Source organism: Pseudomonas putida, from assembly GCA_041879295.1.
In the GTDB taxonomy this organism is placed as follows: Bacteria; Pseudomonadota; Gammaproteobacteria; order Pseudomonadales; family Pseudomonadaceae; genus Aquipseudomonas; species Aquipseudomonas putida_Y.
Window position 1 is genome coordinate 163,655 of record CP047152.1, and the last position, 16,066, is coordinate 179,720.

General features: G+C 61.4%; 16 protein-coding genes. 2 read left to right on the top strand and 14 right to left on the bottom strand.

Annotated elements, in window-relative coordinates; genetic code table 11:
• The first annotated feature begins 42 nt into the window (after positions 1 to 42).
• Positions 43 to 1,272, top strand: a complete 1,230-nt coding sequence (locus tag GST84_00780) for a hypothetical protein (protein ID XGB10975.1) — start codon at positions 43 to 45, stop codon at positions 1,270 to 1,272.
• On the opposite strand, the gene GST84_00785 is transcribed toward GST84_00780, so the two are convergent.
• The 9 genes from GST84_00785 to GST84_00825 all read right to left on the bottom strand — a co-directional run bounded on the left by GST84_00785 (position 1,254) and on the right by GST84_00825 (position 11,506).
• On the bottom strand, positions 1,254 to 1,886 hold the full coding sequence (locus GST84_00785; GenBank protein XGB10976.1) for a hypothetical protein: 633 nt from the start codon (positions 1,884 to 1,886) through the stop codon (positions 1,254 to 1,256). The two genes, GST84_00780 and GST84_00785, sit on opposite strands and share 19 nt — an antisense overlap.
• On the bottom strand, positions 1,883 to 2,821 hold the full coding sequence (locus GST84_00790; GenBank protein ID XGB10977.1) for an MCE family protein: 939 nt from the start codon (positions 2,819 to 2,821) through the stop codon (positions 1,883 to 1,885). Before GST84_00790 ends, GST84_00785 begins: the two co-directional genes overlap by 4 nt.
• Positions 2,822 to 2,824: 3 nt before the next feature.
• Entirely contained in the window at positions 2,825 to 3,616 is a 792-nt protein-coding gene (locus GST84_00795) for an ATP-binding cassette domain-containing protein (protein XGB10978.1), read from the bottom strand.
• A complete protein-coding gene (locus GST84_00800) occupies positions 3,613 to 4,746 on the bottom strand; it encodes an MlaE family lipid ABC transporter permease subunit (protein XGB10979.1) in 1,134 nt (377 codons plus the stop codon). The genes GST84_00795 and GST84_00800 overlap by 4 nt, the downstream gene beginning before the upstream one ends.
• Before the next feature lie 129 nt (positions 4,747 to 4,875).
• Positions 4,876 to 5,901 carry a DUF2914 domain-containing protein gene (locus GST84_00805; protein XGB10980.1) on the bottom strand — a complete coding sequence of 342 codons (1,026 nt, stop codon included), beginning with the start codon at positions 5,899 to 5,901 and terminating at the stop codon, positions 4,876 to 4,878.
• Between the two features lie 93 nt (positions 5,902 to 5,994).
• A complete protein-coding gene (locus tag GST84_00810) occupies positions 5,995 to 7,401 on the bottom strand; it encodes an insulinase family protein (protein ID XGB10981.1) in 1,407 nt (468 codons plus the stop codon).
• Positions 7,402 to 7,431: 30 nt separating this feature from the next.
• The gene (locus GST84_00815; GenBank protein ID XGB10982.1) at positions 7,432 to 9,090 is read right to left on the bottom strand and encodes a Na/Pi cotransporter family protein; all 1,659 of its coding nucleotides are present in this window, start codon (positions 9,088 to 9,090) and stop codon (positions 7,432 to 7,434) included.
• Between the two features lie 268 nt (positions 9,091 to 9,358).
• Positions 9,359 to 10,129: a TerC family protein gene (locus tag GST84_00820; GenBank protein ID XGB10983.1), complete on the bottom strand. Its 771-nt coding sequence runs from the start codon at positions 10,127 to 10,129 to the stop codon at positions 9,359 to 9,361.
• Positions 10,130 to 10,198: 69 nt separating this feature from the next.
• On the bottom strand, positions 10,199 to 11,506 hold the full coding sequence (locus tag GST84_00825; GenBank protein XGB10984.1) for a citrate transporter: 1,308 nt from the start codon (positions 11,504 to 11,506) through the stop codon (positions 10,199 to 10,201).
• 267 nt (positions 11,507 to 11,773) lie between these two features.
• Here GST84_00825 and GST84_00830 point away from each other — a divergent pair, with 267 nt between their 5' ends.
• Positions 11,774 to 12,175 (top strand): GFA family protein, encoded by a 402-nt coding sequence (locus tag GST84_00830; GenBank protein XGB10985.1) that lies wholly within the window; start codon positions 11,774 to 11,776, stop codon positions 12,173 to 12,175.
• Positions 12,176 to 12,213: 38 nt separating this feature from the next.
• On the opposite strand, the gene GST84_00835 is transcribed toward GST84_00830, so the two are convergent.
• The 5 genes from GST84_00835 to GST84_00855 all read right to left on the bottom strand — a co-directional run bounded on the left by GST84_00835 (position 12,214) and on the right by GST84_00855 (position 15,751).
• A complete protein-coding gene (locus GST84_00835; protein ID XGB10986.1) occupies positions 12,214 to 14,169 on the bottom strand; it encodes a DUF4105 domain-containing protein in 1,956 nt (651 codons plus the stop codon).
• A complete protein-coding gene (locus tag GST84_00840) occupies positions 14,166 to 14,486 on the bottom strand; it encodes a DUF2388 domain-containing protein (protein XGB10987.1) in 321 nt (106 codons plus the stop codon). The genes GST84_00835 and GST84_00840 overlap by 4 nt, the downstream gene beginning before the upstream one ends.
• Before the next feature lie 36 nt (positions 14,487 to 14,522).
• Entirely contained in the window at positions 14,523 to 14,816 is a 294-nt protein-coding gene (locus GST84_00845; protein ID XGB10988.1) for a DUF2388 domain-containing protein, read from the bottom strand.
• An 89-nt stretch (positions 14,817 to 14,905) separates the two neighbouring features.
• On the bottom strand, positions 14,906 to 15,223 hold the full coding sequence (locus GST84_00850; protein ID XGB10989.1) for a DUF2388 domain-containing protein: 318 nt from the start codon (positions 15,221 to 15,223) through the stop codon (positions 14,906 to 14,908).
• Between the two features lie 312 nt (positions 15,224 to 15,535).
• Positions 15,536 to 15,751 carry a DUF1127 domain-containing protein gene (locus tag GST84_00855; GenBank protein ID XGB10990.1) on the bottom strand — a complete coding sequence of 72 codons (216 nt, stop codon included), beginning with the start codon at positions 15,749 to 15,751 and terminating at the stop codon, positions 15,536 to 15,538.
• Positions 15,752 to 16,066 lie beyond the last annotated feature (315 nt).

Here is a 16,066-nt window from a genome sequence, read left to right on the forward strand (position 1 = left end):
CGATACGCTATTATTCGGGCACTTTTGAGGGGGAACATACGGATGCTCAACGGCCTTTGGCTCGGCTTTTTCCTGGTGGCGGCGGTGTCCGCCCTGGCCCAATGGCTGGTAGGTGGCAACGCTGGCATCTTCGCGGCAATGGTCGAAAGCATCTTCGCCATGGCCAAGCTGTCGGTCGAGGTAATGGTGTTGCTGTTCGGCACGCTGACCCTATGGCTGGGCTTTCTCAAAATCGCCGAAAAAGCCGGCATCGTCGAATGGCTGGCCAAGGTTTTGGGCCCGCTGTTCGCTCGTTTGATGCCGGAGGTGCCGCCTGGCCACCCGGCCCTGGGCCTGATCACCATGAACTTCGCCGCCAACGGCCTGGGCCTGGACAATGCCGCCACGCCGATTGGCCTGAAGGCCATGCGGGCGCTGCAGGAGCTGAACCCCAGCAGCACTACGGCAAGCAATGCGCAGATTCTGTTCCTTGTGCTCAACGCCTCGTCGCTGACCCTGCTGCCGGTGACCATCTTCATGTATCGGGCCCAGCAAGGTGCGGCAGACCCGGCCATGGTGTTCCTGCCAATCTTGCTGGCTACCAGCGTCTCGACCTTGGTTGGCCTGCTGTCAGTGGCGGTGATGCAGCGCTTACGCCTGTGGGATCCGGTCGTGCTCGCCTACTTTATTCCCGGCGCTTTGCTGCTGGGTGGTTTCATGGCTTTTCTTGGCTCGTTGTCGGCGGCTGCGCTGGCAAGTCTGTCGTCAGTCCTGGGCAACCTCACGTTGTTTGGCGTGATCACGTTGTTCCTGGTGATCGGCGCCCTGAGACGCGTGCAGGTCTATGAAGCCTTTGTCGAAGGCGCCAAGGAAGGCTTTGATGTGGCCAAGAACCTGCTGCCTTACCTGGTGGCGATGTTGGTGGCGGTGGGTGTACTGCGTGCGTCAGGCGCCCTCGAGCTGGCCTTGGAAGGCATTCGCCATGCGGTGAACTGGATGGGCATGGATACACGCTTCGTCGAAGGCTTGCCGACGGCGCTGGTCAAACCGCTCTCTGGCAGCGCTGCACGGGCGATGCTGATCGAGACCATGCAGACCCACGGCGTGGACAGTTTTCCGGCGCTGCTGGCGGCGACTATCCAGGGCAGTACCGAAACCACCTTCTATGTGTTGGCGGTGTACTTTGGTGCCGTGGGAATCCAGCGCGTGCGCCATGCGGTGGGATGCGCGCTGCTGGCTGAGTTGTCCGGCGTGATCGCGGCGATCTTTGTCTGCTATTGGTTCTTTGCCTGAACCTTCAGCTGTGCCTGATTGGCCTGGGTGATGGTCCAGTTTACGACTTGCCCCACCAGCTGGTCGCTGGCCTGGCCGAAGCCTGCGACCACTGCTGATACCTGTTTGTCGTTCAGCGGTTGGCGGATTTCGAAGCGCTTGCTAGCCAGGATACGTTGGTTGCGGCCCTGGACCAAGCGAGCGTCATAGCGGATCACCACCTCCACAACCCCATCTGTGCGGTATTCACTCTGAAATGCCAGCAGCTCGCCGGCCAACTCGTAGTCAGCCTGCAGGTTGCTGTCGTCGGCGCTGAGGCGCTGTACCTGGCCCTCTCGCTGGAACCCATCGAGCAAGCGGTTGCGCAGCAGCACCGGGGCCGCATCGCTCCAGCGCGCGCCCTTGTAGCTGCTCACCACATTGCCTTGGGGAATCACGGCAATCCTTGGCCCGGCCAACACTTCACTGGCCAGCGGCTTGTTCAGGCGCAATGACCAGTCCAGCGCCGGTGCCGTGCGGCTGGGTTGATTCACCGGCAGGCGATAAAGGTCCACAGGTTCACTTTTCGGCAGGATCGAGCAGGCGCTGGCCAGGCTCAGCGCAACCACAAGGGTCAGCAGGCGTAACGGATTCATGGCTGGAACTCCTTGTTATTGTCGCGGCCCAGCAGGTAGCCGCTTGGATCGGCTTCCAGTTGCCGGGAAATGCCTTTGAGTGCGTTAAGGGTTTCGCGCAGTTCGCGAATGGCTGGGGCGAGTTGGTTCAGGCTCTGGGCGCCGTCACCGATAGCCTCGCTGTTGTTCTTGAGCAGGTTATTGATGGTTGCCGTGCTTTGGGCCAGTGACTGCATGGCCTGTTCGGCGCTGCCGATCGCCTGTTTGCCTTCGCTACCCAGCAGGCCGTTGGCATTTCGCATCAGCGCCTGGGTTTCGGCCAGGGTGGCACTGGCCTGCTTGCCAACCTGCACCAGCTGCTCGATGGCCTCGGCGATGCTGCCGTGCTGGCCGGCAAAGGCGCCGGTGGTCTTGTCGAGGTTGGCCAGCGTGTTGCTGAGGTGGCCTATGTTGTCCTCGGAGAACATCTGGTTGGCGTTGTGTAGCAGCATGTTGATGTTGGTCACCAGGTCGCTGCTGTCGTTGAGCAGACGCGAGATTGGCGATGGCGAAGCGACGATCACCGGCAGCTTGCCATCCTTGCCTTTAAGCTCGGGGCTTTGCGGGGTGCCGCCGCTGAGCTGGATGAACGAGTTGCCGGTGACGCCGGCCAGGGTCAGTTTGGCCTGGGTGTCTTCCTTCACCGGGGTATCGGCGCTCAGACGCACCCGTGCCAATACCCGGCGCGGGTCTTTCGGGTCCAGGCGCAGGGTGGACACGTCGCCCACCTTGATGCCGTTGTACTGCACCGTGCTGCCACGGGAAAGGCCAGACACGGCTTCGTTGAACACTACTTCGTAATCCTTGAAGGCGTCGTCGACACTGGACTTGGCCAGCCACAGGCCGAACAGCATGGCCCCGGCCACCACCAGAACGGTGACCAGGCCGATGAGGACGTGATGGGCTCGGGTTTCCATTGCTCAGCGCTCCTGCCCGGCACGGGTGGCAGCCTGTTCGGCTGCACGCCCGCGTGGGCCGTGAAAGTATTCTTGGATCCAGGTGTCGTTGGTTTTCTCGACCTCGGCCAGCGGGCCGGCCACCAGGACTTTCTTCTGCGACAGCACCGCGATGCGGTCGGTGATGGTGTACAGGGTGTCGAGGTCGTGGGTGATCAGGAACACCGACAGGCCCAGAGCATCGCGCAGGGTAAGGATCAACTGGTCAAATGCCGCAGCACCGATCGGGTCCAGGCCAGCCGTGGGCTCGTCGAGAAAAAGGATGTCCGGGTCCAGGGCCAAGGCGCGGGCCAGCGCTGCGCGCTTGATCATGCCCCCCGACAACGAGGCCGGGTACTTGTCGGCAGCCGAGATCGGCAACCCGGCAAGGGCCAGTTTCACCCCGGCCAGGTGCTCGGCATCATTGCGCGACAGCCCGGCGTGCTCGATCAGCGGCAAAGCCACGTTTTCGGTCACCGTCAGCGAAGAGAACAGCGCGCCCTTCTGGAACAACACGCCAAAGCGCCGTTCGACCAGTGAACGCTGTTCTTCGCGCAGGCCGGTCAGGTCCTGGCCGAGTACCTTGATCTGCCCTTCATTGGGCCGGCGCAGGCCAATGATGCTGCGCAGAAGCACCGACTTGCCGCTGCCTGAGCCGCCTACCACGGCGAGGATTTCGCCGCGGTACAGGTCAAGGTCAAGGTTTTCATGCACCACCTGGCGGCCGAAGCGGTTGCAGATGCCGCGGGCTTCGATTACGCAATCCTGGCCACTCACCAGCCCATCTCCATGAAGAACAGCGCTGCCACCGCATCCAGCACGATGACCACAAAAATCGACTGCACCACTGCCGAGGTGGTGTGTGCCCCCACTGACTCGGCGCTGCCGCTGACCTTGAAGCCTTCCAGGCAGCCGATGGCAGCGATCAGGAAGGCGAAGAACGGTGCCTTGGCCAGGCCTACCAGGAAGTGCTGCACGCCAATGTCGCTTTGCAGCAGTGACAGGAACATGGCCGGCGAAATGTCCAGCGTCAGGGCGCATACTACTGCACCACCAACGATGCCGCAGATCATCGCGACAAAGGTGAGTAACGGCAGCGAAATCAACAGGGCCAGTACCCGCGGCACCACCAGCAGCTCCATGGGGTTGAGGCCCAGAGTGCGGATGGCGTCAATTTCTTCGTTGGCCTTCATCGAGCCGATCTGTGCGGTGAACGCGCTGGCAGTGCGGCCGGCCATGAGAATGGCTGTCAGCAGCACGGCGAACTCGCGCAGGAACGAGAACGCAACCAGGTCGACGGTGAAAATGGTCGCGCCGAAGTCGGCCAGCACCGTGGCACCGAGGAACGCGACTACGGCGCCCACCAGGAATGTCAGCAACGCAACGATGGGCGCGGCATCCAGCCCGGTCTGTTCAATGTGTGCCACCACAGGAGTGAAGCGCCAGCGATGTGGCTGGAAGGCGCGGCGCAGCAAGGTTTCGAGAATCACACCGACGAAACCAAGCAATTGCATGCTGTCCTGCCAGAGCGTGCCGACGGCGCAACCGATACGCTCCAGCAGCTGCAACAGTACATTGCGCTCGGGCTCTTTGACCGGGATGCAGTAATCCTGGACCGAGCAGTAGACATTCTTCAGCAGCGCCCGGCTGGCTTCAGGCAGCTCGAGGGTGCAGCGCGACAGGCGCTCGGAGCCTAGCAGTTCGGCCAGCAGCGAAGCGCCGGCGGTGTCCAGGCGGCCCAGCTGGCTGAGGTCGGCGATGGTGTCGTCAGGGCACTGCGTGCGCAGGCGCTCGCTCTCGCGCTTGAGGTTGGCGTAGTGTGCCAGGGTCCAGTCGCCGGTAACCCGCAGGCAGGCCGGTTGGCTGCGGGTGTCCAGGGTGGCGCTGGGGGTGGTCATAGGCTCCATGCAATTGACTCGGCGCTAAGGCTTAGGGCCTGATCATAGCGCAGGGGGCATGGGGTGTTTGGTGATTATGTGCTGTATGTACGCTTGGCAACAGTGACCTGGGCCTGCTTGTGCTGCGCAAGGCAGGGGTCAACTAGCAGCTGGTGCATCATTGACCACCTTGAAGCGCAGCACGCCGATCACTTGCCCATCCTCGGTCAGCACCCTCACCTGCCACTTGCCTACCGGGTTGGGCGGGAAGTTCTGCTTGTGGGTCCAGGCCCGATAGCCTTCCTTACGTCCGCCGTGGATGTCCAGGGCAATGCGGTCGACCTCCTGGCCGTCCTTCTGCCACACATGGTAGATCCGCTCGTTCAGGCCGCGTGGAGCGTTGATGGCGGTGTAGGCATACAGGCCACTGCTGCGGATGCGGCTGGCGGCAATTTCGTCCAGCGAATCGCCCGGTTGGCGGTTCAGTACCTCAGTACTCACTGCCACCTCGGTCATCCACAGGGTTGCCGGCGGTACCCAGGAGCGCAGCAGCCAGCCCCCGGCACCGACCGACAGGGTAACCAGCACCAGTGCCACCGCGCGGCGCCAATTGTTGACCGGGAAGCTGCTGGCCAGGCTGGGGAAAGACAGGGCCATGGCCGCGATCAGGGCCAGCTTGAAGCTTTGTGCGGTGGTCAGGTGCAGGATGATCGGGAGAGCGGTCAGCAGAGCGGCGAACAACGTCAGGGTATGCAGCGCCAGGAACAGCCAGCGCCGCGGTGCCAGCCACTTGTAGTACAGCGGGTCGATGATCGAGACCAGGCCGGCGGCGCCGAGCAGGCCTGTGAAGACAAGCTGTCCGCTGTTCCAGGTGGTGGTGATGAAAAAGAACGGCAGCACGAAGAACAGCGTTTCCTGGTGGATCATCTGCGTTGCGTAACGCAACAGCGGCTGAGGGATCTCGCGGTTGAACGTGCGCGCGAACAGCCCGGTGAGGGTGTTCTCCAGCATCAGCCAGACCCAGCTGACCAGCATGAGCACGGCGACCCAGCTGGCCAGGCCAGCCTGGCGGTCGACCAGGATGAAACTGCCGATGCCGGAGAGGAAACCGCCGAGCGCGATGATGCCGGGGTAGCGCTTGAGGAGTTCGATGATGCGCTGAACGATTTGGGGGATTTGGGGCATTGGGGGCTACAACAGAAAAGTGAGGTGGCTGTGCCAGCCTCTTCGCGGGCAAGCCCGCGAAGGGTCCGGTACTGGCAAAAGGATACCGCCGAATCACCGCTGCCGTGTAGCACCACTGGGCCGCTCAGGCCTTTGCCGCCGCCAGCGCAACAGCCCCGCCGCCAGGACCAGCCCTACAAGCAAGGCCATCAGCCCGTAAAGCTCGTCATAGCCTAGCAACGGCTTTTCGATGCGCACATAGCCATCTTCCTTGAGTAGATCCTTCAGCGCCTCGTTGGCCTGTTCCAGGCTGACCTGGCGCAGCTTGCGCACCGGGTTGGCAAAGCGCCCGTCGGTGTAGTCGTTCAGCGCCCCCCAGTAGTAGTCGGCCAAGGCACTGTTGCCTTGGGTGCTCCAGCTTTCCTTGCCGATGCTGGCTTCCTTGATGCGGGCGAAGGTGTCTGGGTCCAGGCCTTCTTTGCGCAGGTGGTCGAACAGGCCCTGCATCACCTTGATTGCCTTGTCGATGTCATCGCGCTCAAGGTCCGCATTGAGGCTGAGCAGGCCGGTGTCGCCAAAGCTCTCACGTTGTACGGAGGGGCCGTAGGATAGCCCGTTGCGCAGGCGCAGCTGGTCGTACAGCGCCCAGTCCAGGTAGCGCGACAGCAGGTCGAGGGTGGCTTGGTGGTCGTTGTCCAGCACCGGTTCGATGAACAGCCAGTGCAGTTTGACGCCATCGCCCAGCCAGCCGCGGGTCAGGTTGCGACGCTGCTCGGCCTGTCGGGTGATGCTTTCTAGGTTGCGGCGCTCTTCGGGTTCAGTAGTGGGCAGCTCGCCAAAGGACCGCTCCAGATAGGCCGGAAGCAGGCGGTCGAGGCCGCCGACCATGATCAGGGTCATGTTGTTGGCCGCGTACCAGCGGTCACGCAAAGCCTGGACTTGCGCCAAGGTCATGTCGTCGAGGTTGGAACGCTCCGGGCATTTCAGACCCAGCTCGGTGGCCAGTTGACTGCTGGCGGGATGGCCGATGTCCTGGCGGTCGAGCCAGCGCTGCAGGTGGCCATAGTGGCCGCCATCCTCGCGCTCTATGATGCGCTTGGCGGTGGCCAAGGCCTTGGCGTCGATGCGGGTATCGCGGATTACTGCCAACAGCAGGTCCAGGACCTTGCGCTGGTTGCGCGCCGGGGCCTCGATGACAAAGGTGGTGTCGGCACTGCTGGTATAAGCGTTCCACTCGCCGCCAAGCGCTTGCAAGCGCTCTTCCAGCCCACCTTCGCCTGTTTCGTCGATACCACTGAACAACAGGTGCTCAAGCAGGTGTGGCAGCTCTTTCTGCTCGCAGTCGAAATCATCCAGGCCCACGCCGACCACCAGCCGAATCGCCACATGGTCACGTTCGTAACCGTTTTTCAGGATGACCTGCAGACCATTAGGCAACAGGTAGCCTTCAACCCGCGAGCGGTCGAGGGCGAACGAGGACAGGCTGCAGATCAGCAGGCAAACGAACATCAGGCAACGCATGGGCGAGCGAGGGTCCTCAGCAAGGAGAAATCAGGGCTGGCGGGCTTCATCGGGCACACTGTCGAGCATCAGCCCTCCGGTGTCCGAGCCGCCTAGTACCACATAGGCACTACTACAGAACAAAGAGTTCAACCGCTTCATGTCGGCGATCAGCTCCAAGTGTAGCGAACTGGTTTCGATACTTTGCACGATCTTGCGCTGCAGGCGGCTGACATGGGCGTGGGCGAGGCGCCGTTCCTGGGCACGGAACCGACGTTTTTCCCGCAGCAGCAAGCGGGCGCTTTCCGGGTCGGCACTGAGGAACACCGACAGGCCCAGGCGCAGGTTGGCCAGCAATTGCTCCTGCAGGCCGGACAGCTCTTCCAGGCCTACTTGGGAGAATTCCCGGCGCTGGCTGGTTTTTTGCTGCTGGACCTTGCGCAACATGCGTTCGATCAGGTCACAGGCGAGTTTGAGGTTAATTGCCAGTTCGATGATTTCGGCCCAGCGGCGGTTGTCCTGTTCGCTGAGGTCTTCCCGTGACATCTGCGCCAGGTACAGCTTGATTGCGCTGTACAGGGCTTCGGCGTCCTCGCCCAAGGCGCGAACTTGCTGTGGCAAGGCGGCCTGGGTGCCACGCAGGGCTCCGAGCATGGCTTCGAGCAGGCTATCGACGATGTCCCCCAGGCGCAAAGTCTCGCGCGCGGCGTTGGCCAAGGCCAGGCTGGGCGTTTCCAGGGCCGAGGCGTCAAGGTGGCGCGGACGCATCTGGCCATTGCCGGTTTCCCGTTCCGGCAGGAGGACGTTGCACAGTCGCCCCATCGGTTTGACCGTCGGCAGCATGATCAGACAGCGCAGCGTGTTGTAGAGCAGGTGAAAGCCGATGACCAGCTCCTGAGGGCTGAAACTCAACGAGTCCATCCATTCCACCAGCGGGTGCAGCACAGGGATGATCAGCACCAAGCCGATCAGCTTGTACAGCAGGCTGCCCAAGGCTACCCGACGCCCGGCGCCGTTCTGCATGCTGGTACTGATGAAAGCCAGCAGCCCGCTGCCGATATTGGCGCCGACCACCAGCCCGATGGCTACCGGCAAGCTGATCAGTTCGGCGCCGGCCAGTGTTGCTGTGAGCAGAACGGCTGCCAGGCTGGAATAGGAAATCATGGCGAACATTGCCCCGACCAGAGCGTCGAGCATGATGTCGCCGGTCAGTGAGGCAAACAGCACTTTCACGCCTTGAGCATGGGTGATCGGTGCAGCTGCCTGCACGATAAGTTCAAGTGCCAGGATGATCAGGCCAAGCCCGATGCCTACCCGGCCCAGTTGGCCGGCCCGTGTCTGCTTGCGCGAAAGGAAGAAAATCACGCCAAGGAAGATCAGCAGCGGCGACAGCCAGGACAGGTCGAAGGTCAGCACCCGGGCCATCAGCGCGGTACCCACGTCGGCACCCAGCATGATCGCCAAGGCCGGGGTCATGGCCATCAGGCCTTGGCCGACGAAGGAGGTGACCAGCATGGCCGTGGCGTTACTGCTTTGAACCATGGCAGTGACCAGAATACCGGCGATGAATGCCAGTGGGCGCTTGTCCATGTTCTGGCTGATGATGCGCCGCAAGTTCGAGCCGAATACCCGAAGGATGCCGGTACGCACAATGTGGGTACCCCAGACCAGAAGCGTCACGGCCGAGAGCAGGTTGAGCAGGGTCAGCATGGCGAAGGCCCCCTGTTGCAAAGGCCCATTGGGCCAAGAAAAGAAACGTGAGCGTTTGAATAATTTTCAGTGCTCACTCAAAGCTTTAGTTGTTTTGCCCAGGTGTCGCCAGCTTCGCATGGCAGTCATTTATTTGAAACAGATCTGAAATGAATGATTGCTTGTACGGGTAGCTTCGCGGGCAAGCCCCCACTGTGACCCCACACAAAAAAACGGGCATGAAAAAGGGCCCTGCGAAGGGCCCTTGTTGTGCTGCACTTCCTTGGCCTTATTGACCCGGAATGTCCTTGCGCAGTTTCACCGGTTCATGATCTTTGCCCTCCTTGCGGGCCATGGCGGTGCGCATGCGTATGTTGATGGCTTCCACCCCCAGCGAGAAGGCCATGGCGAAGTAGACATAGCCCTTCGGCACATGCACATCGAACGCTTCAGCGATCAACACCGTACCGACCACGATCAGGAACGACAGCGCGAGCATCTTCAGCGACGGGTGCTTGTCGATGAAATTGCTGATGGCGCCGGCGCACAGCATCATCACCAGCACGGCCACGACGATGGCGGCGATCATCACCGGTACGTGGGAAACCATGCCCACAGCGGTGATCACCGAGTCCAGCGAGAACACGATGTCGATGATGGCGATCTGGATGATGGTGTAGAAGAACTTGCCACCTGCGCCTTTGGGCTCCTCTGCGTTCTCGTCCTCGCCTTCCAGGCCGTGGTAGATCTCTTGCGAGCTCTTCCACAGCAGGAACAGGCCTCCGAAGAACAGGATCAGGTCACGCCCGGAGATGCCTTGGCCAAAGACCACGAACAGGTCGGCGGTAAGGCGCATCACCCAGGTAATCGACAGCAGCAGCATGATACGGGTGACCATGGCCAGGGCCAGGCCGAAGATCCGGGTGCGTGGCTGCATGTGCTTGGGCATGCGGCTGACCAGAATCGAGATCATGATGATGTTGTCGATACCGAGGACGATCTCAAGCGCGGTAAGGGTGAAAAAGGCAACCCAGATTTCCGGGCTGGTCAGCCATTCCATGTATTTTCCTTCGAGCGGTAATGGCAACGCGCCCCGGTCAGGGCGCGTCGCGTATGTGATACAGATGTATTAAAGACTACTGAACAGCGGGAAAATCCCCATCAGCAGTGCGCCGAGCATTATGCACAGGCATACCAGCACTGCCCACTTGAGCGTGAAGCGCTGATGATCGCCGAACTCGATACCGGCCAGGGCCACCAGCAGGTAGGTGGAGGGTACCAGCGGGCTGAGCAGGTGTACCGGCTGCCCGACGATCGACGCACGGGCCATTTCTACCGGGGTAATGCCGTAGTGGCTTGCGGCTTCGGCCAGCACCGGCAGCACGCCGTAGTAGAACGCGTCGTTGGACATGAAGAAGGTGAACGGCATGCTCACGATCGCGGTGATTACAGCCAGGTATGGGCCTAGCGCTTCAGGGATGACCGACAGCAGGCTCTTGGACATGGCGTCGACCATGCCGGTACCGGACAGGATGCCGGTGAAGATGCCGGCGGCGAAGATCAGCCCGGTTACGGCCAGCACGCTGCCGGCGTGGGCAGCAATGCGGTCCTTCTGTTGTTGCAGGCATGGGTAGTTGACGATCATGGCGATACTGAAGGCAATCATGAACAGCACTGGCAGCGGCAGTACACCGGCGATCAGTGCGGCCATCAGGGCGGCGGTCAGGGCACCGTTGAAGTACAGCAGTTTGGGCCGACGTGCGTCCGGGTACTGCGAGACGGTGATTTCGCTGTGGTCGATGTCGTCGGTAGGCAGATGCAGTTCGCCCAGGCGGGCACGTTCACGTTTGCCATACATGTAGGCAATGGCCAGGATCGCCAGCACACCGAACAGCATGGCCGGGATCATCGGCACGAAGATGTCTGACGGGTCTACGTGCAGGGCGCTGGCAGCACGGGCGGTCGGGCCACCCCAGGGGGTCATGTTCATCACGCCGCCGGCGAGGATGATCAGGCCGGCCATGATCCGCGGGCTCATGCCCAGGCGGCTGTACATCGGCAGCATGGCGGCGCAGCAGATCATGTAGGTGGTAGCACCGTCACCGTCGAGCGAGACCACCAGGGCCAGTACAGCGGTGCCCACCGAGACTTTCAGCGGATCGCCCTTGACCAGCTTGAGGATCTTGCGCACGGCCGGGTCGAACAGGCCGGAATCGATCATCAGGGCGAAATAGAGGATGGCGAACATCAGCATCACGCCGGTAGGTGCGAGCTTGCTGATGCCCTCTAGCATCATGGGGCCGATCTTGGCGGAAAAACCGCCGAACAGGGCGAACAGGATCGGTACCAGAATCAGCGCGATCAAGGCCGACAGGCGCTTGCTCATGATCAGGTACATGAAAGTGATGACCATGGCAAAGCCGAGGAAGGTCAGCATGGCAATACTCCAGGCGTGGCGCGGCGAAAGGACAGTCGATTCGGGCGTATCAGCGCGCAGGGCGCTGTGCAGAGAGCATGCGGAGGGGGGCTACGAAAAGGCGGTCGCAGGAATACATCAGAATCACCATTGTTGTTGTTGATTGGGCCGGGCGCGGTATTGACCGGGTGCCCTGGCTGACCGGTCTTGTGCCGGTAGTGGGCGCTATCCTAAGAGGGCAAGCTTTCAGCCAGCTTTCGCTGAAGCAAAGGTGACGAGAGGTAGGTGATGCAGGATGTAACCGAAGGTGGCTGCCATTGTGGAGCCCTGCGTTATCGACTGGAGGGCAACCTGACGGACATTGCCCACTGTCATTGTTCGATCTGCAGGCGGGTCAGCGGTGGACTGGTGGTCACCTGGCTTACCCTGCCCCGTTCCGGGTTCCAGTGGTTAACGGGCGAGCCGAACTGCTATGTGGCGCCTGCCAGTTGCAGCCGCTACTTCTGTGGGCAGTGTGGGGCGCATGTGGCGCTGGTGACCACGCATAGCCCGCAGACGATCGATGTGACGGTGGCGACGCTGGATCACCCTGAGCGGGTACGAGCCAACCGACATATCTGGGTAGGCAGCCGGTTGCCTTGGTTGCATCTGGATGAGGATTTGCCCTCGGAAGATGAGGAGAGCCTGTAGGCGCGGGCTTGCCCGCGAAAGGGGCAGCCCTGCATGCATCACAGCTGCAGGCCACCAGCAGCTTTGTGCAACGCCCGCAAGTGCTCGCCGATCTGCTTCACGTTGGCCTCGACCGCTGCAATTTCCCTGGCTCGCGTCGGCTCCAGAAGCGCCCTCACCTCTTTGTCCAGGCTGGTGCTCAAACGCAACAGCTGTGCCTGCCGCTCGCTGCTCACCTGCTCCAGGTGCTTGCGCTCTTCCGGCTGCGGCAGCCCGTAGCCTTTGGAGTCGAGCAACTCTGCCGGGCGGCTTAGAAAACCGCTGTTGGCAAGCATTTGCTTGAGCGTGGCATCGGCTTTGTTGATGCTGCCATCTTTCAATGCTGCGGCATTCAGGTAGCGCTGCTTGACCTCGTCCTGGGCCAGCAGAAGCTGCCGGCGCAGGCTGGCCTGCTCAAGCAGAAGCAGTGCCGCGCTGGTGCGCAGGTCGGCCTTGGCGAACCAGCTGCGACGCTGCTCCGCATCGAGGGCCAGCCAGTCCTCAACCAAAGCTTGCTTGATCGGCAGCTGTTTTCTCAGCACCTCGAACATCGCCTGGTAGCGGTCGCGGTAAGAATCGAAGCGGTAGCCCAGGCGTAACGCTTCGCGCGGGTTATCAAGCACGCTGGTGTCTGCCAGCCCCCTGCCCTTGAGCACGGCCAGCAAACCGTTGGGCATGATGCTGTCCAGGTCGTTAAGGCGCGGATTGGCGGTGCCGCTGCGCAGCAGCTTCAACGACTCCACTGCACAGTTGTTTGACAGGAACCAGTAGTTGCCGTCGTAGCTCCAGTGCATCTCGGCGGCCTGGCGCACCAGGTTTTCGATTTCGTCGCGGTTGAGTTTCAAGGGCACCGAGGCCAGGCTGCGCAGCTCGGTCTTGGTGTATTCGTCGATCACCTGGCCCAGCGGCAGCACGAATAGCCGCGACGGGTAGTTGCCGACCAGGCCGTCCCAGCTGGACAGTTGCACGTCGTTGACGAAGGCGCGGTACGACAGCACCAGGCTTTGATCGAGGTCCAGGCGGCAATCTGGTCCGCGTGGGCGGCCTGGCTTGCAGATCACTAGGCGCAGCATGCTGTGCCCCCAGCGGCTGACCAGGTTCTGATTGGCTTCAGCCAGCAGGTAGTCCACTTCGTAGACCCGCTCCGGGTCGATTTCACCTAGTGGCTGGCGGGCGAAGTCGCTGCCGGCATTGATGAATGGTAAGCCTTTGGCACAGGTGCTCTGTTGCGGTGCCCAGCCGAAGTGTTCGTGAAGGTATTGGTACAGCGCCGGGCGACGGCAGCTGTAGCTCGGGTCGAGGAGGAAATACTCCATGTTGACCGCGATGTATTCCTTGGGACTGCTCAACTCATAGCTGTCGGGGCTGCGCACGAATTGACCATTGTGCTGCTCGCGCTCGCCACGTCGGCCCACATACTGCTGCCATCCGGCCAGGTCGAGCAGCCGTGGGTCGTCGCTTAGGGTGAAGCGGCGCTCGGCCTGGCCGCGGCATTCTTCCGGCAGGCCGACCTTGCCCAGCGTGCCTTGCTGGCGTTTGCAGCGTGCAATCAGTGTTTTTTCGGCGCTGGGCCACAGGCGGGCACGGTCGTAGAGATGGGTGAGCTCGTGTAGCACGGTGGCCAGCAGCTCTTCACGCACCGTGCCATGTGGGCGACTGGTGCGCTCGTTGGCTGCGCTGCCATCGGTTAGGCTGGGCAGCAAGCGACGGTTGAGCTCGAGGGTGGATATCAGTGATGCCTGCCCGTAAGTGTCGGCAGGCATGTTGTCGCTCCAGCTGACCCGTACGCGGCGGTCCAGCTGTTGCTTGAAGCGCGGTGGCAGCTTGCCCATGGCCTCGTCGAGCAGGGCTTGGGAGGCTTGTGCTTGTCGCGGGTCGAGGCCGGACGACTGCAGCTCAAGCTGCAGGTCGGCCAAGGCGGGCGTGCCGAGCAGCGTCAGGGCGCAGCCGAGCAGCCAGGCACGCACGCGCTTCACAGGGCGAGTATGGCTTCAGCCAGTACCTGGTCGCTGGCGCTGCGCGCTTCCGGTACGCGCTCGCGCAGGGTATTGAAGGCGGCCTCGAGTTGGACGCCGCGGATGTCACCATCACTGGCGACGAAGCTTGCAGCGTCGTCGTGGGCTTCGCGCACCACTTTGGAGTCGCGGATCGATGTGGTGGTGTCCGAGGTGAAGTCGATCGAACGGCCAAAGGCACGCACGATGATGTTGCTGGTGGCCACCAGGGTCTGTGCCTGGGCCAGGTCGGCCAGCAGCAGCATGCCGAGGGAAGCGGCAATCAGCGGTTTGCGCATGGAGCATCTCCGAAAAATACAGGGAGTCAGGTGTGGTTATTGGACGAGAATTGCCTGCGCCAGTTCCAGATCGCCGACGGCGTGCCGTGCGCAATTGTGGCGTAATGATTCCAAGGCAGCTTCCAGGCGTGCCCCACGGATCCGCCCGTCGCTGGCAACGAATGCGGCGGCATCGTCGCGGGCCTGTGTGACCAGTTTGCGATCGAACGGTGCGGTTGTGACCTGGCTGGTGACATAGCCGGTGATGACCAGGCTTTGTGTGGTGGTATCCATGGCATGGGCGCTGGCCATGCCTGTGGCGGCGAACAGCAACGGCAACAGATAACGCATGAGCTTTCTTGAAGGCTGGAAAAATGAACGGCGAAGCCTACCTCAGGTGCGAGGGCCGAAGCCAACGCACCTGTTTTGCATGGCGTGTATCAGAGCGCCAGGATGGCCTGGGCCAACTGTGTATCGCTAGCTTGCAGGTCGGGCATGCTCGAGCGGATGTGAACAAAAGCGCTTTCAAGTCGGGCGCCGCGGATAGAGCCCTGAGTGCCGACGAAGCTGGCTGCGTCATCGCGGGCGGCCTGGACGATCTTGTCGTCGCGGAACGAAGAGCTCAGGTCGGAAGTGGCGTCGGTGGAGGCGGCAACGGCACGTACTACCGTATCGGTGGTGACAACGAAGCTGGTGGCGTTGGCAGTGCCGGCCAGGCCAAGCAACAGCGCGGCGCCAAGCAAGTGTTTGCGGGACATGGTCGTGGACTCCTGGGTAGGTCAGGTTGGTTCTGCTGTATCGGACGTTTGCAGGGCTCGTTACGTTACGTTTTCAATAATTGGTTCTAGCAGACGGTTAGGCCAAGCGTACCACGCGGTGCTGCATGGAGATGATGACGGATGCTGAGCCGGAGAACTGTTCAGGCCAATATGAAGTTTTGTAAAACTGTACTGGTCGAATCATAAGTACTCTACAACGGTGCGTCTTTCGGGCATTAAAAAACCCGCTGCAGTCACCTGCAACGGGTTTGAGGAATTCACGGTGCCGGCCAAAGCCGGCAAGCCGGGAGCTTAGCGCCAGAAAGGCTTGCTCAGCTCTTCGTAACGCTGCGACTCGCTGATACCGGCGTCTGCAAGCAGGCGGGAGTCCAGGCGAGCCAGTTGACGACGGCTGGTCATGCGACGCTGCCACAGCAGCAGGGTCGACAATGCACGCAGTGGCATCGAGGCGTTGGATTGTTGGGCGTTGCTTTCAAAAACCAGACCGGAACTGAGGGTACGTTCCATGATGCTTCATCCTTCCGCTTATGGCGGGATTAGGTAGTGATTTAACTGATGCCAATGATCCTCCTCTGTCGTCCATAACAGTAGATACAGTTCGGTTGAAAGACGATGGCTCAGTTAACTGTGTAACCCTACTGTTGCACTCGAAATAGGCGTAACTGTACTGGTCCGCACTTCTTTGGTGCATTATTGTTCGAGAAATGGGATTTGTCAGTCGAGAAGGTCTAAAAACACCAGTACAGTAGTACAGAATGTGTTGTTGATAGCGGAAAGGGTGTATTGATAGAAGGGTTTGACTGTTATGGTCCATACGAGAGC